Origin of the sequence: Limosilactobacillus agrestis (genome assembly GCF_014145585.1) — a bacterium.
GTDB lineage: Bacteria > Bacillota > Bacilli > Lactobacillales > Lactobacillaceae > Limosilactobacillus > Limosilactobacillus agrestis.
In genome coordinates, this window is record NZ_JACIVF010000038.1 from 1 (window position 1) to 19,498 (window position 19,498).

Sequence of the window (19,498 nt, forward strand, 5' to 3'; positions counted from 1 at the left end):
ACCAGTATATGTTGGTAATGCATCTTGAGTAAGATCCGCACCATTTGTTTCCCGTTCATCACCTGTATAGGTAGGTAATTCTGGTTCTGTTAATGGTGTTCCAGATACCGCACCAGTGTATGTTGGTAATGCATCCTGGGTAAGGGCCGCACCATTTGTTTCCCGTTCATTACCTGTATAGGTAGGCAACTCTGGTTCTGTTAATGGTGTTCCAACGCTACTATTATTTTGATCATTACTTACGGGAGATAAAGTAGTATCTTCTGTATTAGTTAATGCATCAAGATCCTTTACTGCAATATTATCATGCGGATTAATCGTTAGTAAGAAACTAAATAGCATCATTGGGTTAGAAGCAGTAGGAACTGGCGTAATGGTAATATCGTTAGCCATGTAGTCCACGCCAAAGTAACCATGCTCAATTCCAAAATTACCAAAGTTTACCTTAACCTTGTTACCAGCAACGACTGTAGCAGTCACATCCTCAAGCTGATCACCACTCCATGTTTGATCAATCTTGTGTCCATTACCATCATTTGCCGTAACCTTCAAAGTAAGATTTTTGTTATCAAGCTTTTGATTCTGAGAAGGAAGAGTCCCCTTATATGAACCAGTAATCTTCAGCTCATGAGTATCAACAAGGTCTTGCTTTGCGTTTATTTGAACATTGAGCTTTTCAAGAACCTTTAAACTTGAACCATCATTAAAATTGACAATTACTGGTAAGTAGTAAACACCGTTCTTAGCGCTTGCTAATTGATCCTTAATAAAATTAATTTGACCAGTACTTTCATCAAGGTTAGCGTAATTCCACCCCAACGTACGTGAGCCGCCAATTGATCCAGTATATTTAGTATAACTACTTCCAGTAGGTACCTCATTAGTAGGTAAAATCATCGTGAGATTACCAGCTTTATAAAAGCAAATTGGTTGAGCCAAATCCCCAGTAATCTTACCATTCACATCAACTACATAGTAAGTATCGTAATACCGTGCTGTATAAATATCAGCATCATTGCCAACTACCTTAACTGGAACTTCAACATCAAGATAGGTACCATCATTAAAGTTAATTCTTACAGTACCAGTAGTATTACCAATTTTAGAAATATCTGGAGCAGTTTGCCATTCAGTTGAACTTACATACGAAGTTAATTGTGATTCATTAACTGCCTTCTCAGCTTCTGGGATTGAATTTTTATCATTGTGAATTGCAGTAAGTCCATCATTGGCCGTTGCACCGTAAAAGTTAATATATTGGTTGTGCCAAGTAGTAGAACCAGGGGAGACCAATAGCTTAGTTGCAGCATCTCCACTCACAGTAGTATTAACTCGGTATTTTGAGTTACCTGCTAAATTACCCGTAGTAGTCTTTTCGAATGGATCATTAGCTAAAGTATCGCCAGTATTACCGTTAAATTGGTCGACATTAGTGTTTGGTTTGAACCCATCTTGCCAAGTGTAACTAATTTCGTTAGCTGCAAAAGTATCACTAGGATCAGCTTCATTGACATAAGTAGTACCATCATCGCTTAAGATGTAAGTCACTGTTTTATCATAGTTGCCAGTATCCTTGTTCCAATCACTTTCAACAACAATTTTATTAAATTTACCTGGATCTAAATTAGCAGAACCATTAGTAGTCTTGTGAGTATTAATTGGATCAACAGTAAAGGTCGTCCTGGTCATCGTACCGTAGTAGGTAGAATCGTCACCATCCTGAGTAGTACCAATAACACTTACGGGAACAGTTACTGTATCAGTAGTTCCATCTGGATAAGTTACTGTTACTTCACCAGTGGTACTACCAAGCTTACTTACATCTGGGTTTTTAGTCCAAGTATAAGTAGTACCTATTGGCATTTCGTCAGCATTAGCAATTCCCTTAACTGCTTCTGGAATTTTTCCTACAGTAGTAGTTAAATCAGTAGCTGGCTCTGGAGTGTATTGATCTGCATCACTGCTTACCTTAACGGGAACAGTTACTGTATCAGCAGTTCCGTCTGGATAAGTTACTGTTACTTCACCAGTGGTATTACCAGGCTTACTTACATCTGGTTCTTTAATCCAAGTGTAAGTAGTACCTGTTGGCATTTCGTCAGCATTAGCAATTCCCTTAACTGCTTCTGGAATTTTTCCTACAGTAGTAGTTAAATCAGTAGCTGGCTCTGGAGTGTACTGATCTGCATCAGTAATTCCAGTAGTAGTAATAGTAGTAGAAACTTTATCAGTAGTTCCATCTGGATATGTTACGACAATCACACCTGGGATAGTTTGATCTGCAGTGACTGGAACTTGTTGTCCATCTTGCCATGCTGCAGTTGTACCTTCTGGCAAATCATTCATATTAGTGATTTGATCTTTTGCATCAGGTAATTGTTCTGGAATAGCTTGAACAGGATTCTTAACTTGAGGAGTGTAAATAGCACTGTCATCATAATGAGCTGTACCAGTTATTTCAATTGGTTCAGCACCTGGAACAGTAACGATAACATTAGCTGGTACATTGTCACCTGCTACAGGAGTATTATCATCTGCCCAAGTTACCTTAGTTCCTGCTGGTAAGTTAGCTGGATCCTTGATCATGTCATATGGAGAAGTTGGATTCTTCACATCATCATTAGTTGCAACAGATACACTCTTAACTGTAGTTTGAGTAGTTGAACCATCTGAGTAAGTTACTGTTACAGGAATAGTAGTTACACTGGTAGTATTAGTTGCTGGAATAGTAACAACACCAGTTGATGAATTAATTGTTGCACCTGCTGGAGCATTACCATCAATAGCAAACTTAGTTCCAGCTGGAACTTCAATAGTCTTACCATCGTTATCAGTGATTACTGGTGTAATAGTTGCAGTTTCTTTAGCTGAAGTTGCAGTAATTGGGTAAGTTACATCAACACCATCAGCAGTTTGTTCCGGATCATTTACTTTGTATTGAACTGGAATATCTAAGTAAGCTGGAGTAGTACCATCTGCTTGCATTACTGATGAATAAGTTACACGAACAACACCATTATTTTGTGCCTTAGTAGTTGGAGTTTCTGCCCAACTTAAAGTGTAACTAATTCCAGCATTATCTAAAGCAGTAGTGTCTACTAAACGCTTGAATTGAGTTTGAGTTAAACCACTATCGATACTCTTCTTTGAGAAGCCAAGATCAGTATTCTTAGCAGTAGCACCGGTTAAGTCTAAGTTTAAGTCAACAGTTTGAGTACCACCCTTAACATAACCATTCTTAACTACAAATGAATCTGGAGCAAAGCTAATAGATACTGGAGCGGTAATAGTTTCATTGTTACTTGGAGTATCTACCACAGTTGATGGTGCCTTAGCCCATGAAACTTTTCCGTAGTTAGTAATATCTACTGGAGTAACTTCTGGATTATCCTTAGTTGGGATAGCGTAGTAAGTTAACTTGTAATTATCAGCAATATTTTTTACTTGTGCTGACTTATCAGTAGTTTCTGGTAAGTTACCTGCAGCATATTGAATTACAACAACACCGGTGGTGTTACCATTTTCATCCTTTTGCCATACAGGTGTAGTATCGTTACCTAAAACATAAACAGGAGCAATAACTTGATCAATTGAGTCATCCTTGTAAGTTACAGTTACAGGAATATATACAACTGTACCAACCTGACCTTGGTTAGCAGTAAAAGTAATCTTACCAGTTGCTGGATCAATAGTAGCACCTTGAGGAATTGTTATATTACCAGTTTGTGCCCAGCCTAATTGGTATGGGTGACCTGACATAGTGTTATCAAGTAAATCAGGATTTGGATTTGCTGGAGTAAGAGTTCCACCTTCCCCTACTTGGTAGAAAGTTGGAGCATCAATGTTAATAGTTTCGCCAACTTTAGCAGTTGAATCCTTGTAACGAGCATCGTAGTTGTATGCTTCAAGATCCATTGAAGTCATTACTAAACGTTGTACACCCGGCTTTATTACTGTCTTACTAAATACTCCAGAAGTTTTTTCGTTACCTAATATGTTGAAATCTTTAGTAAAGTTTGCTTGTTGATCGTCATCAACTGGAGCCATACCAGCAGTAGAAACAGTACCATCCTGTTTAGTTGTGAAGTTTTCTACTTGCCAAGTAGAAGTTGGAATTTCACCAGTGTTACCCTTATTCCATTGTTTAATATCAACGCCACCAAACTTACCAGCATCTAAACTAACGCCAGCACTAGAATCAATTAGTGTATTTGTATCTCCACCTGTTCTTTGAAGATTTAAATACTTTACTTGACCAATCTTTATTGGTGTATTTGATTTAACTTCATATATTAATCCGTATTTACTACTATTAGTAGATGCATCTTGAATGTCAACAGTAGAACCATCTTCAAAGTCGACAATGTAATTATTGCCTCCAAAAACGGTACTACCACCAATCATGATCATTGGAGTATTCCCGCCAACATTGCCACGTGTCATCTTTAAAGTAGCACCATTAGCAACTCTTAAACTAGCATTACTTGCAGAAGAGAAATTAATAGTGGCTAAAGCAATTGGAGCATAATAACTACCATCTGCGAAAGTATTAGTCGTTCCACTATTATCTTGCTGGGTATCAATATTAAGGGTTGAGCCCTTCTTTAAGTCTAAGTTAGATAAAAGAACAGCTGATGAGTGACCTTTACCTAAAGTCATGTTAACAGTAGCACCCTCATTTAAAGTCAACGTACCGTTAACATTACGTGAAGCAATACCACGTAAACTTGTAGTACTTCCTTTACCATCAATACCATTAGTATTAATAGTTAACTTAGCATTCTTACCAACAGCCATACTACCTGCTGGATCACTACTATCACTAGTATCAGGACTAAGCTTAATTACATTGTGTTCTTCATCTTGAACACTACCAAAACCAAATGATCCAGTCATTGAAGCTGTAATACTTACATCAGCATTGTCATCAATTAAGACGTTACGAGCATAAATAATGTTTCTATCAGCACCAGGCTGAACTGAACCTGTTGCATTATTAGCTAAAGGTGAAACGTTAATAACATCTTTACCCTTGAAGATAACGTCTACACCATCTTCATCGTTAGTTAATGGTGTATTTAAATCAGCTTGGAAATTATTGAAAGTAAGAGTAACCTTTTTGAGGTTAGCACTGTTCATGTTACCAAAATAAATTGGTGTGTAACGTGTACTAGTTGAGTCATTCTTAACCTTCATATCATTGAAGGTTAACTTCCAACCATTAGTATTATCTTGGTTTTGGTTCCATAATGAAATAAACCATTTGCCCAAATTAACAGTGTGGTCATTACCATTAATAGTTAAAGCACGAGCAATGCTAGTAAATGGACTGTTTGAAGTCTTATTAGCAGCTAATTCGTATTTTTGTAACCAGTTTTTACCAGTAGTACCACCAGATACTAAACCGCCATCAACTTGACTCTCTGCTTCAGTCATGTTGGTTAGATCAATATCTTGGGTAATGTTAATTGTAGTAATATCTTTGTTGGCAATGGCCTTTGATAAGTCAGCAAAGTTAGCAACATCAGCAGTATTTTGAGCATTTGAAGTATTGGTTACTGCTAAGTTAGTTAATAAAGTCTTTGAATCAAAATTTAAAGTATTTGTAGTTACTTCAGTTTTATCAGTCGCAGGAGTAGCTGCTAATTTACTTTCTACTGTCCCTGATAGATCAGTAGATAAGTTATTAACATTATTATATGTAACCACATTGGAACTAGTTAATGAGGAGTTACTCTCTACCGGAGCACTTGTAGAAGTTTGGGCTGTAGTTTTAGTGTTTGCATTATCTTCAATTACTTGCTGTGATTCCTTAGATACCGCTGTATCACTATCTGGCTTAGTCACAGATGCAGAATTAGCCTGTTGCAATGCACCATTGTTTTGGGATCCATCATTATTTAATGTGATAGTAGCTGCACTTTGTAAAGCAGTGCTTGTGTTTACTTCTGATTGTGCATTATCGCTACTGTTAGCCGGTTGGGTTGGAGTATCATCAGCACTCGCTTGAGTATTGAGACCCATGAAAGTGAACCCAATTAAAACAGAAGCTACCCCCACTGTTAGCTTCTTAATCGCAAACCGTTGCTTTTTTGACTCCTGTTTGCGGAATTGTTCTTGTCTGTTATTCTTAGATAACATAAAGTTAACTCCTCCTTAATTATTGTGCGTGATAAGCATTACTTATAAAGTGATAGGCGATTAAGTTAAATAAGTCATTTCCTTAATCACTTGTTCAACAGAATTATAATACTTCTTATGATAAAAAGAAAGGATTAATTTTGTCCATAATCTTATCGTACAGTTCTTGATGCACAAATTATATGCTTTATTTCGAATGGCGACCAATTAGACTAATACACTATATTCAAATCCTCATTACTAACTTAGCAAATAATATGATAAATCATCATAAGCTCACTTCTCTCCTGCCACCGATTTATATGCAACTACTGGTGAGCACAACATGTATTACTAGTTCCCCCAATAATTTATCTTCTGAATCGTCAGGAATACAATTAGAGTGATTACGATAAGAGTATACAATTCGATAATAAAATACTAATTTGCCTAGTATATGGATATACATTTCCTGGTATTGATGAAAACCAATTTATCGTCAAAATCATGTAAAGAAGGTTATGCAGATATTCAAAAACAATTCTATTCTTAATAGCTTCTCGGAATTGAAGATCAGAATATCAAAAATTCTTAATGTCGAAACTATTTTTAAATAATAATGTTCCGGTAATTACTTAGCATTCTAGAAACCTTATTAGCTTATCAATGGTAAATTTAGCACTTACATTTGGACCAATATTATTAGTCGCTTTATTTATCAATAAACACGATAGTTTTATTAAATCGGCCTTCTAACCCCTTATTTCTTGGTTAAATAACTAGGTCAATTAATTATGGAATCCTTAGTAATACATTAATAAGGATGCAAAAATAGTTACTAACTTATTAAAACAGTCAAAAAAGAGACTAAGCCCAAAAAGCCTAATCCCTTTGTCCCGTTTAAAGTTCATTTATTTATAGTTAGATTAAAACCAATAGCTAGACCCAAAGGATAATACACCAAATCCAAGGCCATTCCAAAAGTTACTGTAAAATACATCTTGGAAGTATTCATAATGCCAGGAAATTATAATAACAATAGCTGTTGGTTTTTGAGCAATTGGTGCAGTTGGGGCTACTGGTGCAGTGCCAGCAGTTGCGGCGGTGCCAGCGGTTGCAGCGGTACCGGCAGTTGCGGCAGTACCAGCAGTTGCAGCAGTACCGGCAGTTGCGGCAGTGCCAGCAGTTGCGGCGGTACCAGCGGTTGCGGCGGTACCGGCAGTTGCAGCAGTGCCAGCAGTTGCAGCAGTACCAGCGGTTGCGGCAGTACCAGCAGTTGCAGCGGTGCCAGCGGTTGCGGCAGTACCAGCAGTTGCAGCAGTGCCAGCGGTTGCAGCAGTACCGGCAGTTGCGGCAGTGCCAGCGGTTGCAGCAGTGCCAGCAGTTGCGGCAGTGCCAGCAGTTGCAGCAGTGCCAGCGGTTGCAGCAGTACCGGCAGTTGCAGCGGTTGCAGCGGTGCCAGCAGTTGCGGCAGTACCGGCGGTTGCAGCGGTGCCAGCAGTTGCGGCAGTGCCAGCGGTTGCAGCGGTGCCAGCAGTTGCGGCAGTGCCAGCGGTTGCAGCAGTACCGGCAGTTGCGGCGGTACCAGCGGTTGCAGCAGTGCCAGCAGTTGCAGCGGTATTAGCCACTGGAGCCGTAGAAGCAACAATGGCAGTGTTAGCTATCGTTGCCGTAGGGACAGTATTTGTCATTGAAGTAACATTATCATTTATAGTTATTTCAGGTGTTGAACTAACTGGTAACGTAGCATTTGCTTCTATATCAGATGAAACACTGGTAGCAGTAAGCAATGAAATACCAGCAACAAATGAGGCCATCAAAGCCTTAATATTTTTCTTCAAAATAAATACACACTTCTTTCGCATAACAAAACGAGACAATTTAAACCTAAACTGTGGTTAATAAAAAGTCAATCTTTTTTATCATTCTATAAATATTCATATTAAAAATACTATCATAGAGTAGTCTGAATTCTTACAACTAGAATTGTTTGCCTTCTCACTTCAATTTAATAGTAGTAATCACACAATACTACTGATATACTTTAGCTCTTTCTTTAATGAAGTAGAAAAGTGAAGTAGCTAAATAAGAAGCTTTAAATCTATCATCAACAATATTTTGATAGAAATCTAATTTACTTTTACGCCTTTTCCTTTTGTTACCATTTTCTTTCAGATAGTAGTATTTTTAGCTGTCCGTGGATCGCATCCTAATTATTGACAACTCAACTCAGTGAAGTTTGGTTTAATTTTACTCATTTGATATTTTTCTCAATTCCTGTTGAATATATTGTCTCACACAAATTCCTCCTGACTTAATATGAAACAAGTATAAAAAATGTTGGAAAACCGACAATTTTAAATCGGTGTTTTCCAACATTTTATAACCGGTGTGGACAATGAATACAGTTCGTAGCTGCTAAGTAGTTGTTAAATTGACCTAACAACCTAAAGTATTGTTTATGCTTTAGGTTCAGCCTCAATGACATAATTAAATACTTCAGTTGCCACTGATTGGATGTGATTATGTTTTTTCCTCAACTCTGTGTTTATATAATTAGTTATTCGTTAGAAATTCAAATGCCAGTTACGTAGCTATCGCTAAATATCCAAGGATTCGGCTATTCTCTTTCTTTAGTTCTGCCTGTTCTTCTTCAGGCCTAGATTTGTCTCGACAATTATATACTAATTACAGGTCGTTATCACTTTTACGATACTTCTGATATCAACTGTAGAGTGGCTGATAACTAAGTCATATTTTTCTACTGTCCAATTGTAATTAACGTCATGTTTAAAGCCTTCGTCGCTCTTCAAAGGTAGTTTTCTATGATTAGTAAAACATTTATAAAATTAGTGCATACTAAATCATCCTAGTTCTTATTCAAAAATCAAGAATCTGTGATATATTAATAAGATGATTAGACCTTTACGTGGATCATAGAGTCTTTATGCTGATGGCAGTATTTTATGGTATTTAATACACCTAAGTCTCCTATTTATGTAAACTACCATTGGCAAGCTTTATTCACACTTAAAAGTGCTAAATTAATTGGGGATAAGAGGATAAATAGTATGGAAAAGGTTTCAGTAATTATTCCAATTTATAATAAGGAAAAATACTTAACAAAGTGTATAGATAGCGTTTTAGAACAAACTTATAGTAATCTTGAAATTATTTTGGTTGACGATGGTTCTACAGATAGAACGGCTGAATTGTGTGAAAGATATTATGAAAAATATGATAATATTCGTGTTCTTCATAAAAAGAAGGGGGGGATAGGATCTAGTAGAAATGCTGGATTAGCAATGGCTACTGGAGATTATATTCTCTTTGTAGATAGTGATGATTGGTTAGATAAGAAACATATTGAACTTTTATATAATCATTTAAAGAAAAATAATGCTGATATCGCAATAGGAAGTTTTAATCAATTTAATGACGAAAGTAAAATATTTGAAATTATGATTAGGGATGAAGATTACTTTGAAAAAGTTTATTCTCCTCAAGAATGGTTTGCTTACGAGTATGTCAGTATACCTTATCAATTTGATATAACCTTTACAGTACCGTGGGGTAAGTTATATAAACGTTCACTTTTTAGAGATATGGTATATCCAGAAGATCCAAATGTAGTAGAAGATGATTTAACCACATGGAAAATCTACTTATTAGCAGATAAGATTGTTTATATTAATAAGCCGATTTATGTATACCGTACTTTTAATAAAAATAGTATAACGGCTCAAGCTTCTAGACTTTCAACCATTCCTTTAGAAGGAATAGAGGAACGAATTAGTTTGCTAAATCAAATTGGCTTTGATGTTTCTCGTCAAAAGAAAGCTTACAGTTGGCGCTTACATGTTTATTTGGAAAATGCTTTAAAGGATGGCAATTATTCTAAATATCGAGATGCAAAACAAAAATTAGCTATTTTGAAAAAGTACAATGCTGACTAAGATAATATTTGGATTAAGAATAAAGTAATTAATAAAAATTAAACAGTCCTCTATCAAATTCTATTGATGAAAAGAGTTTGGTAAGAATCTAAAGTACCCTATAATTGTTAGACAAAAGTTTAATGATCGTAAGGCACTTTTTTCTTTTAAGGATCACATAAACTGAGAAACACTTAACTTTGGTGGAATACTCACTAGTAAATGAACATGATCCGGCATCATCTGTCCTTCAATGATTGTTATGCCTTTATACCTATTTATGTAATCTCGTAAGCCACTTCGATATTGATTTTATAATTTTGTGTCTATACCTTGGATTGGACATCGACATCTTAAGGTAAAAGAGGCTTTTTTATATAATTTCTATTAACCACCCGCATAAGTAGGTGGTTTTTTGTTTCGTGCATTCGCTCTGCTCACGCACTTAACTAGGTCTAAAGACATTAATAATGGCCTCCAACGCTCGGTAAAACTGAACATTGGAGGCCTCTTGTTGCTTGCGGGGCTCTCAGAGGCTAGCTTCGTTTTTCGAACCTTCCCCTTTTTAATATTTATTTTTCATCAAATTCATAATGGGTACCGTCTTTATCAACTATCGCTGTTAAATCACCTTTGCGTCCATCAATCAATTGTAATTCTCCAAAGTGAACTTGCCCATATTCATGTTCCAGATCAGTTACTTTAATTTGATAATTTGGATCGCTAAAAAGTTTACGTAATAGTTTGACTTTTATTTGATTTTCTTTAGATTTCTTCACTGCACTTACTAAGGTATATCCTTGATCAAGTTTCTCTTTAATAAAAACAATACAGAATAAGGTACCCAAGGTATATTTACGTATACCATCTTTTTTTATTGGTTTAATGTATCCTTTTTCTTCCCAATATCTTAGTTGTCTTTGGGTAACTCCTGTCAGACTGCTTACCTCGCCAATACCTACTTTAAGATCATTGAAGATACTACGCCATACAGAATTCATTTTGTTGACCCTCCAAATATTAGTATCCTAAATTTATATAGATATTGTAATTTAATTATTCATTCTTGTAAACTTGTAAACCATCATCGTAAAATAACTTAACAATAAATTAGAGCATACCTAAAATAGAATTTATTAAGTTTAAGTCAAGAGGATTAGGGATGGATAAAGAAATAACAGATATCTATGGCAAATCATATAAACGTGGTTTGCTAGTTATGGTCTTAATGATCGGTGCTGTGTGGTACCCTGCTTGCTACCGCATTACCGTTCATTATGAGAGATTTTAAAATTGATACGGAACTTCCTTTCTATTAGTGAGTGAGGTTATGTCACCAATTACGGGACGTTTATTTAATTAATATAGTGCTCGTAAGATGGCCATTACAGGGATGGTAATTTTGACCCTGGGTACTGTAGTCTTCTTAACTGAAGAATCTTCAATGATTATAATCACTATTCTTTATGCAATTAAAATGGTCGGTGTGTCATTAGGTTTAATGAACGTTACTACTTCTGGTATGAATTCCTTACCACTTGATAAGATGTCCCATGGTACTGCTGTAAATAATATTTTTGACAGGTACATTCTTCATTAGGTACAGCAATTATTATTTCAGTGTTTTAAATATATTTTTCTAAGGCAAAATCCCAATATTCTATTGAGGTCATGCCTTTTAATGTATGGCAAATTCTCTCATCGTTATAATACTTTATATATTTCTTTAGTTTGATAATGTTGATTAGAATACATTCCACCTTTCATAGGATGGAAAAACTTTTCATCACTCCATTATCATGATAATTACTATCAAAAAAAGGAGTGGGACTAAACTTGTTTGCGAGTTTTTAGTTCCACCCCTTTTTTTAATGAGCTCTCCCAAAATGCCGATATATCGCGCTTCCAACTCTAAGTTACATTACAATTCTATTCGTATTCAAATGAAAATGCCTTCCACTTTTCCCCGTTATATCAGCATTTATTAAGGATATAGATTATTTTGGTAGGGTTTTGGTAGGAAATAATAAAGAATTATTTAGTAGAAGGAATATTCTGATTGCCTGTAAATTTTAATTTATTTTCCTTTGCAGGTTTAAATTTGATGTTACCCTTCATTTTACCCGTAATAGTTTCATCATTACGAGGCCATAGGTGTGCATAATATTTTAAAGTAATTTCTGGACTTGAATGCCCCAGACGCCTTGAAACAGTTAATACATCTGCATTAAACTCATTGATAAGATAACTTACATGACTATGTCGCAGTCCCTTTGCTTGAATCGGCTTAACTCTAGCGATCTTAGCAAACCTTTTTACGATAAGCGGGATTGTTGTTCTACTCATTGGAGTATCATCGTATGACATGATGAAATTATAAACACCATGTGCTTGCTGGTCTTTCCGCCAATCTTTCAGCACTTTAATTGTATCTTGATCCAAGGAAATTATGCGCATTCCATTAGGAGTTTTTGTATCCGGCTTAAGTGTATAATCATGTTTATTTTTCATTTCAAGTGTTTTATGAATTTTTAATCGACATTTTTTAAAATCAACATCATCATAGGTTAAGGCAAGACCTTCGCTTACTCGCATCCCACAGGTAAAGTAAAGGTACAATATTACAAAACACATATGCTGATAGTAGTCTTTTGTATAAATAACCGAAAGAACTTTTTGAAATTCTTCTTTTGTCCAAAAATCCACATGTGCCTTTCCCTTATTAATAGCTCTAGTCTTACGAGAAGGATTTGAATCTAAAAAACTCATTCGTACAGCATAGTCAAGTGAATTACGAAATAAGCAGTAAATCATACTTGAATATCCTTGTGAATAATTACTGTTATTAAGAAGATATGTTCGAAATTGTTCGCAGTCTAGTGCTTTTATTTCTCTCAGTTTCTTTTTTCCAAACCATTCTTTTAATGTATTAAAAGGACTTATTCGTGATTTATACGTACTACTTTGGACATCTGATTTATACGATGAAATAAAATATTTATCCATAAAGGATCCATATTTCATATTGTAATTTGCATACCCATGATTTTCTTGATAATCACTTTTTATGCGAAGTACTTCTTTATATGCATCATGAGCTGATTTAAATTTATTGTGCTGAGCGTCTCTACGGCTCTTTTTTTGAATACGTTTGCCTGTTAAAAGATCATGTCCAAGCTCTACTAAATAATAAAAATTTCCTTTGCTATCAGTATAAACATTAGGGTATCTTGTACTAGCCATTGTCAACTTCACCACTTTCATCTGAAAGCGAAAAGCCAATAATCTTTTCCACGGCTTTGGTTGGAACTACTCCAATCCTTTTTCCATTATATAATCCCAAGCCTTCCTGAACCAAGTTTATTTTAGCTTGGTGGATAATTCCTCTTGCTTGATGCTTTTTGAAACCAATCTTCATTAAATCTTTGTAGTCAACCATCATTTTACGCATCAGCATTCACCTTTTCTTTCAGGAGTCTTAAGATTTCAGATTTCACTTGAAATTTTTGTCGAAAGAGCTGTGTAAATGTATCTTGAAAATAGAAAATTATGATTAAATGACTATTTTGATTCATTAAATTAAGCAGCAAGTAATTTATGCTACTTAATTTATTACCTTTCTCAAAGCATTCTAAAAAAATGTCTTTCCTAGTATTAATAGATTGTTGATAGTACAAATCCAATTTATAAGCCTCCTTGATCTTGATTAACCAAGGAAAGCTTCTTTTCCTTATATATCCAAAAGCTTTCCTTGTCTTGTTAATACAAACTAATTCAAAGAGAGCTTAATATTGACATTAAATATAATATGTTGTAGTATTTTAGACAGTAAAGGTTAGTAATATAAGGGTTAACATATTAAAGTTAGCTCTTTTGAAGAAGTTTATTATTAACAAATATTATAAAAGCGTTAGATGACAACCGGCCAAAGTTAGTCCACCTAACGCTTTTTATCTTAATATATATAAACTAATTTGTAAATACTTTCACTCTGATTTATTACTTTAATTATTATTATATAATTAAAATTAAAATAAAACAATGAGTTTTAAGTAGCCATACAAGAAATAGTACTTTAATTTCCTAAAACCCACATTTACTATCCCAAAGAATACTAAGCTATCAATTTAATGTTGAATTCTTTTGGCTATATCATTGACTAAGTACTTTAACTACAATGACCGTTTGACTTTTTTAAGTTAGACGGTTTTATGATTTTAAAATGCACTTGGCCGATGTCTATGATTATGGCTATTAATAGTTTCACCTATTTTCTTCGGTTTAACCATTAAAGAAAATATACTTTTATTAAAATTTTTGTAAATGCCGGCAAAAATAATTATTGAAATTACTAGTTCTAATGTCATAACTAAAGTAAAACTATTTAATAAAGTATTATCTGCCTTAGTTGTCCAATGGGTTATTGTTCCTAAATCCATTTGTGGAATTATTTTATCACCATACTTTTTTTCTATAGCACTAGTTATCGATTTGTATGTATTACTTTTAACACTAAGTTTTATGTTAACCAAAAACTGCTTAGTAATATACATTGCAATACCATATGCTAATGCAACATAAGCAAACAACAAATCTATTAAGCCAACAATTATCTTCCCCATCGAATTTAATCCATATTTTAAATCTATCTTTTCGGAATTATAAATTCCTGCATGTATATTACTAAAAATATATGGAATTAACTGTTTTAAAAAGAAATGCGTCATAAATGCAATAAACCCGCCAACTGTGAATGCTAAAGTTTGTGATCTAATCACAATAAAAATAACTGGCATTGAAAAGAGAAAAAGAAAACTTATAATTGCTGTCGTTTGAGCAAGAATTGACTCTTCAACCTTCTTAAAAAATATTATTGCACTTATTATAAACACACATACTGCTAAAATACTTAATATTCCAAAAATAGTAGATGATTTCTTTATATGCAACATCAAGAGAAGAAGAAAATAAATTAGGAAAAAGAGCGACACTATAAAAATCATTGCATAAGTAACTACCAAATATGTACCTATATAATGCGTAATCCGTGGTACCCAAGCGATTAGTATTATTACCACAAAAATAAATATAAGGGATGCAGTAATTACTTGATTTTTATTGACTTCAGAAAAGCCTGGATTAAAAATATACCATTTAAAATAAGAGTAAGTAATGATTCCGCTAAGAATAATAGAAATCCAAAATTGCTTATTGCAAATCAAAGATATTTTTAAATTATTCCAGAAAGATTTTCCCTTGATTTCGATATAAGAATTGCATTTTAATTTGACCAACTTTATCACCAGCTCTTTTAATATATTACTATTATTCATCAACTTAAAAGTTTCTGAATAAACCTTCAGATCTTACTATAACAGAGTTAAGCTGTGGTCATAAAGTTTATTCAGAAAAGGATTGGTAAAATGACTGAATATGGATATGCAAGAGTATCAACTAAGGGTCAAAGCCTTGATGATCAAATAAGTCAATTAAAAAAAGCTGGAATCAGTAAAAATAACATTTACTTTGAAAAGTTTACTGGCACTACTACAAATAGGTCTATGTTTGATGAACTCACTGGCAAGGTAAAGAATGGAGATATTATTATTGTTACTAAATTGGATAGATTGGCCAGGAATACTAGAGAAGCACTAAATATTCTTGACCCTCTAATGAATAATGGTGTTAAATTCAATGTATTAAATATAGGCGTATTGGAAAACTCTACTATTGGTAAATTAGTTAAAACTATCCTTCTTGCTGTGGCTGAAATGGAAAGAGATATGATTGTAGATAGAACTCAAGAAGGAAAAAGATACGCTAGGCTACATAAGAAGAATTATCATGAAGGAAGACCAAATAGATTGATTACTCCTCATTACCAAGCAGCTTATAATTATCTTTTAAACCACACTTATAAAGATACTTCTAGAGCTTTTAACATTTCTATTTCCACTTTGCAAAGAATAAAGCATCAAATTGAACACTAAAATATATGTACAAAAACATGACCATATTTTGAAACTGAAATAAATATCAAAATATGGTCATGTTTTAATTACGACTTACTCATGATCATCCGGTATCTCATAACTATGTTCATTAAATAAGTTACGATTTTTGGAATCATTCATAAAGTCTATTAACCATTCTACTAATTCCCAGTAAAATTCTTTCTCTTCATTCTCGTCCAATCCATTAATCTGATCTTGAACTCCTTGAAGACTCTCTATAATTGGATCTAAAGTTAATTGACCAAAATTTCCTTTTGATTTTTCTCCTTGTCCCATAACTAGGATTTCGCCTAATTCACTCTGATTTCTTAACCTAATCGCACCACGAATATATTTTGACTTGTCTCCCCCAGTACTTGCACTAGCTAGCTTCTCAATTTTTTCTTTCTCGGCTTTAGTAAACAAAACTTTAATATCACTAGTTCTTTTTTCTTCTTCGCTTTTTTTATTCATTTTAAACTAGCCTTCTTTCTATAACGTCAATTTTGAAAACATGACCATGTTTTCAATTAATACTTTACATCAAATAAATTCACATTTCACCGTTATAAAATATGACCATGTTTTGAAGTTAAAATAAATATCAAAATATGGTCATGTTTTCAATTAATGATTTTATATTTCTAAATCTTATTAACTAAGCGTATTAATTATAATTGTATACATTTCACCGTAAAATAATATATAATTAAATTAATAAATAGATAATCTTATCAAAGATAATTATTTTATCTTGTATATAAGGTTAAACAATACACTTATTAAGAGGATTAATTATGATAACTAGTAATGAAAAAGCTAACTTTAATGATACTGATCAAGTTTATTATTTAGTAACAGATAATCACATTCATTATCGAAAAAATGGTTTTACAGCACATTCTTCTCATATAATAAAGAAAAAGAATGGATTATACATAAATAAAGTAACAGGTGAAGTAATACCAAACCCTAAAAAATCAGACTTAAAAATTCAAAATCAACAATCACTTATACGCTCCTATCGTAATTTATTTTATACAATTGAAAATTACGTGGACACCTTTAAGCATAGTGTGATGATAACTTTAGATTATAAAAAACCTCAAACTAATCTAGACAGTCTTAGTCACGATTTTGATTGTTTTATCAAGCGCTTAAAACGTTATATCAAAAAAGTATATCCGACGTATCATTATGAGTATATAAGAATCAATGAGCCACATGAGAAACTTTTTGAAGGGAAGCCGAAATGGCACATTCATTTAATAATATTTGGAATCGCATTTATTCATATTGAAGATATTCGAAATTTATGGAAACAAGGAAGTGCCTACATAAAATCATATACAAATCGTAATGGTGAGTCTGCTGCTAAATATTTTTGTGGATTTTTGAATGCTCCTGAGCATACAGAGAGTAAAAATGAGTTAGATATCAAACGTTCTTCTAAAAAAAGACGACTTAAATACTATACCAGTGGCACTGATTTATTCAGTACTTCCAGAGGAATCAAAACTCCTACGTTCAGAAGAGGGATATATGGAAAAATAAAGAAAAAATATCCTGGTGAAACCTTGAATGAAGGATCAAGAACTATTGTTATAGATGGAAAAATTGTTAATAGATTTGATTACATGAACCAGAAATTAATCAAATAAAAAACAGCGATAGATTTCTCCACCGCTGAAATAGCTTCTTTCCGCTGATAATTACTTATCTAGGTAGCGGATAGCCTTTTTAATTCCACCCTTAGCCATTTTTTTCAAAGAATGGAGCAGGTGCTTAACGAGCTTATTAGGCACGATCAAAAGAATAATGCACCAACTATGCATTGGAGTCACCTCCAACCTACACTATTTTGTGGAGTGGTTAATTCCAACAATGTGCTCATCTATTGTATCATATTAAAAGTATGTTATAATTAAAACATCAAAAGAATAATGCCGGTGTGCAAAATGGAATCAGTTGGTTACTTATTCCGTACCGGTAGCTCGGGCGCTTAAAAAGCGCTCTTTTTTTATTTCAAAAATTCTAAGTAAAACAATATATTAAATAGTGACCATTAATTATATTATTTCCTCTTAATTTTATTTTCATTCTTAAAAGACTATTCAATTTTATTTTCTAGATTGAATAGTCTTTTTTCTTAGATTAAAGAATAACAAATATAAAAAAGGAGTGGCAATCACCATGACTAAATATGGATATGTTTCAGGATTTTTAAAAGATAAAATCAGTAAAGAAGACAGTTTCAAGTATCAAGCTACCATTCTTCTTAGCATGGGAGTTCCCCACGAAAATTGTTTTGCTGATGTATTTAGGAAAAATAATAAAGACCGATATCAGCTTCGTAAGTTCCTTAATACTATTGCACAAGAAGGGGATGTTCTAGTAGTCCCTACCCTAACATGTCTTTATAGTAATGTTCGAGAACTTTGCTGTCTTATGTATATTGTTGAAGATAAAGGCTTAATAATTGAGTCTAGTGATATGGATTTAAGTGATGATAGTGATTCTAGTAATTGGATACTTGCTTCTCAATTAGCTCACCTTAACTATCTTGATTATCTTCGTAGTCAAAATATTTCTAAAGCCATCAAACAGAAGAAGTATCAAGCTACCTTAAATACTGGCGGACGTAATAAACGTGTTATCACACCCTTATACAGCCAAGCATATAAGTATCTTCAAGTCCATACTTACACTGAAACGCAATTGAAATTTCATTTGTCAAAATCAACTCTTTATAGGATTAAAAAACAAATCAAAATGAGGCAACTTTCCACTAATCATCAGAGTTACAATGCCAGTCGAGGTGATTAAAATGAAGAATAAAGAACTAATCTATTGGATTGATCTTACTGGTCCTGCCTCTTTAGATGAAATAATCCGCCTAACAATTATTAACTCTAATAACCAAGTATTATTCAATCGTAAATTCGATACTAAACAAGTGGATTACTGGGATAGTAACATCAACGGCATCATGCCGGAGAGCCTCGTTAAGGAGCCTCTATTTGAAGAGTCAAGGAAAGAGATCCAAAAGATATTTGATAGCTCAGAAACGCTTATAACATTCTATGGTTCAACTTCCTTTTTAGAAAAGCAAGGCATTAACTTAGCAAATAAAACGATTATTGATTTAGCTGATTCATTTAGAGTCTTAGGAGATAGCATGGATACGATCGAAAACCTATGTATTTATTATGGCTATCCTTTGACTGACAATGTTTTTGAACGTACAGGTATTGATTGTGCTAAAGGAATCAATTTCTGCTTCCACGAAATGGAAAATAACCGTAAAGCACAAGAAAATTAGTAACAACAAAAAACACTTAGCAATCTTAAGTCTGACGTGTACCCTTAAAGTTGGAACCTGTATGTTCTTGCTTTATAAATATTTTTCTAGGCAACTAGATTCTGCTCATATTGAAGTGGAGTTTGGTT

At 33.7% G+C, this 19,498-nt stretch carries 15 protein-coding genes and 2 pseudogenes; 7 read left to right on the forward strand and 10 right to left on the reverse strand.

Annotation, left to right across the window (positions count from 1 at the left end):
* The coding region (locus H5R88_RS03330; protein WP_182600229.1) for a Rib/alpha-like domain-containing protein at positions 1-6,141 on the reverse strand (6,141 nt) is incomplete at its 3' end.
* 905 nt (positions 6,142-7,046) lie between these two features.
* Positions 7,047-7,961 (reverse strand): hypothetical protein, encoded by a 915-nt coding sequence (locus H5R88_RS03335; protein WP_182600230.1) that lies wholly within the window; start codon positions 7,959-7,961, stop codon positions 7,047-7,049.
* A gap of 1,230 nt (positions 7,962-9,191) precedes the next feature.
* Here H5R88_RS03335 and H5R88_RS03340 point away from each other — a divergent pair.
* Complete coding sequence (locus tag H5R88_RS03340) at positions 9,192-10,076, forward strand: glycosyltransferase family 2 protein (RefSeq protein WP_182600240.1); 885 nt, start codon at positions 9,192-9,194, stop codon at positions 10,074-10,076.
* A gap of 156 nt (positions 10,077-10,232) precedes the next feature.
* On the opposite strand, the pseudogene H5R88_RS03345 reads toward H5R88_RS03340, so the two are convergent.
* Together H5R88_RS03345 and H5R88_RS03350 are read right to left on the reverse strand one after the other, a co-directional pair.
* Positions 10,233-10,325: pseudogene (locus tag H5R88_RS03345) on the reverse strand (transposase); the annotation flags it as partial.
* Between the two features lie 302 nt (positions 10,326-10,627).
* Entirely contained in the window at positions 10,628-11,056 is a 429-nt protein-coding gene (locus H5R88_RS03350; protein WP_182600231.1) for a MerR family transcriptional regulator, read from the reverse strand.
* A gap of 161 nt (positions 11,057-11,217) precedes the next feature.
* Between H5R88_RS03350 and H5R88_RS09640 the strand changes: the two genes are divergently transcribed.
* The gene (locus tag H5R88_RS09640) at positions 11,218-11,346 is read left to right on the forward strand and encodes a hypothetical protein (protein WP_259393964.1); all 129 of its coding nucleotides are present in this window, start codon (positions 11,218-11,220) and stop codon (positions 11,344-11,346) included.
* A 24-nt stretch (positions 11,347-11,370) separates the two neighbouring features.
* Positions 11,371-11,678, forward strand: a pseudogene (locus tag H5R88_RS03355) (MFS transporter); the annotation flags it as partial.
* Positions 11,679-11,680: 2 nt separating this feature from the next.
* On the opposite strand, the gene H5R88_RS09840 reads toward H5R88_RS03355, so the two are convergent.
* From H5R88_RS09840 to H5R88_RS03375, 4 genes are all read right to left on the reverse strand, one after another.
* Complete coding sequence (locus tag H5R88_RS09840) at positions 11,681-11,815, reverse strand: IS3 family transposase (protein ID WP_182578681.1); 135 nt, start codon at positions 11,813-11,815, stop codon at positions 11,681-11,683.
* A 274-nt stretch (positions 11,816-12,089) separates the two neighbouring features.
* Positions 12,090-13,298 carry a tyrosine-type recombinase/integrase gene (locus H5R88_RS03365; RefSeq protein WP_182600232.1) on the reverse strand — a complete coding sequence of 403 codons (1,209 nt, stop codon included), beginning with the start codon at positions 13,296-13,298 and terminating at the stop codon, positions 12,090-12,092.
* Positions 13,291-13,506 carry a DUF3173 domain-containing protein gene (locus H5R88_RS03370; RefSeq protein WP_182600233.1) on the reverse strand — a complete coding sequence of 72 codons (216 nt, stop codon included), beginning with the start codon at positions 13,504-13,506 and terminating at the stop codon, positions 13,291-13,293. The genes H5R88_RS03365 and H5R88_RS03370 overlap by 8 nt, the downstream gene beginning before the upstream one ends.
* Before the next feature lie 766 nt (positions 13,507-14,272).
* Positions 14,273-15,388: a hypothetical protein gene (locus H5R88_RS03375; RefSeq protein ID WP_182600234.1), complete on the reverse strand. Its 1,116-nt coding sequence runs from the start codon at positions 15,386-15,388 to the stop codon at positions 14,273-14,275.
* A 90-nt stretch (positions 15,389-15,478) separates the two neighbouring features.
* Between H5R88_RS03375 and H5R88_RS03380 the strand changes: the two genes are divergently transcribed.
* A complete protein-coding gene (locus H5R88_RS03380) occupies positions 15,479-16,045 on the forward strand; it encodes a recombinase family protein (protein WP_182600235.1) in 567 nt (188 codons plus the stop codon).
* 75 nt (positions 16,046-16,120) lie between these two features.
* Here H5R88_RS03380 and H5R88_RS03385 read toward each other — a convergent pair whose 3' ends face one another.
* A complete protein-coding gene (locus H5R88_RS03385; RefSeq protein WP_182600236.1) occupies positions 16,121-16,522 on the reverse strand; it encodes a hypothetical protein in 402 nt (133 codons plus the stop codon).
* Positions 16,523-16,845: 323 nt separating this feature from the next.
* Here H5R88_RS03385 and H5R88_RS03390 point away from each other — a divergent pair, with 323 nt between their 5' ends.
* Positions 16,846-17,709, forward strand: a complete 864-nt coding sequence (locus tag H5R88_RS03390) for a rolling circle replication-associated protein (protein WP_182600237.1) — start codon at positions 16,846-16,848, stop codon at positions 17,707-17,709.
* A gap of 51 nt (positions 17,710-17,760) precedes the next feature.
* On the opposite strand, the gene H5R88_RS09645 is transcribed toward H5R88_RS03390, so the two are convergent.
* Complete coding sequence (locus tag H5R88_RS09645) at positions 17,761-17,883, reverse strand: hypothetical protein (RefSeq protein WP_255505048.1); 123 nt, start codon at positions 17,881-17,883, stop codon at positions 17,761-17,763.
* Between the two features lie 358 nt (positions 17,884-18,241).
* On the opposite strand from H5R88_RS09645, the gene H5R88_RS03395 reads away from it, so the two are divergent.
* Both H5R88_RS03395 and H5R88_RS03400 read left to right on the forward strand, forming a co-directional pair.
* Positions 18,242-18,874: a recombinase family protein gene (locus H5R88_RS03395; protein WP_182600238.1), complete on the forward strand. Its 633-nt coding sequence runs from the start codon at positions 18,242-18,244 to the stop codon at positions 18,872-18,874.
* Between the two features lies 1 nt (position 18,875).
* Positions 18,876-19,370, forward strand: coding sequence for a 3'-5' exonuclease family protein (locus tag H5R88_RS03400; RefSeq protein WP_182600239.1), 495 nt, complete (start codon positions 18,876-18,878; stop codon positions 19,368-19,370).
* Positions 19,371-19,498: the final 128 nt, after the last annotated feature.

Coding starts and splice junctions, on each gene's coding strand:
- H5R88_RS03370 (WP_182600233.1), bottom strand. CDS start 13,506: ATGCGTAAAATGATGGTTGACTACAAAGATTTAATGAAGATTGGTTTC.
- H5R88_RS03395 (WP_182600238.1), top strand. CDS start 18,242: ATGACTAAATATGGATATGTTTCAGGATTTTTAAAAGATAAAATCAGT.
- H5R88_RS09645 (WP_255505048.1), bottom strand. CDS start 17,883: ATGCATAGTTGGTGCATTATTCTTTTGATCGTGCCTAATAAGCTCGTT.
- H5R88_RS03400 (WP_182600239.1), top strand. CDS start 18,876: ATGAAGAATAAAGAACTAATCTATTGGATTGATCTTACTGGTCCTGCC.
- H5R88_RS09640 (WP_259393964.1), top strand. CDS start 11,218: ATGGATAAAGAAATAACAGATATCTATGGCAAATCATATAAACGTGGT.
- H5R88_RS03385 (WP_182600236.1), bottom strand. CDS start 16,522: ATGAATAAAAAAAGCGAAGAAGAAAAAAGAACTAGTGATATTAAAGTT.
- H5R88_RS03340 (WP_182600240.1), top strand. CDS start 9,192: ATGGAAAAGGTTTCAGTAATTATTCCAATTTATAATAAGGAAAAATAC.
- H5R88_RS03380 (WP_182600235.1), top strand. CDS start 15,479: ATGACTGAATATGGATATGCAAGAGTATCAACTAAGGGTCAAAGCCTT.
- H5R88_RS03375 (WP_182600234.1), bottom strand. CDS start 15,388: ATGAATAATAGTAATATATTAAAAGAGCTGGTGATAAAGTTGGTCAAA.
- H5R88_RS03350 (WP_182600231.1), bottom strand. CDS start 11,056: ATGAATTCTGTATGGCGTAGTATCTTCAATGATCTTAAAGTAGGTATT.
- H5R88_RS03365 (WP_182600232.1), bottom strand. CDS start 13,298: ATGGCTAGTACAAGATACCCTAATGTTTATACTGATAGCAAAGGAAAT.
- H5R88_RS03390 (WP_182600237.1), top strand. CDS start 16,846: ATGATAACTAGTAATGAAAAAGCTAACTTTAATGATACTGATCAAGTT.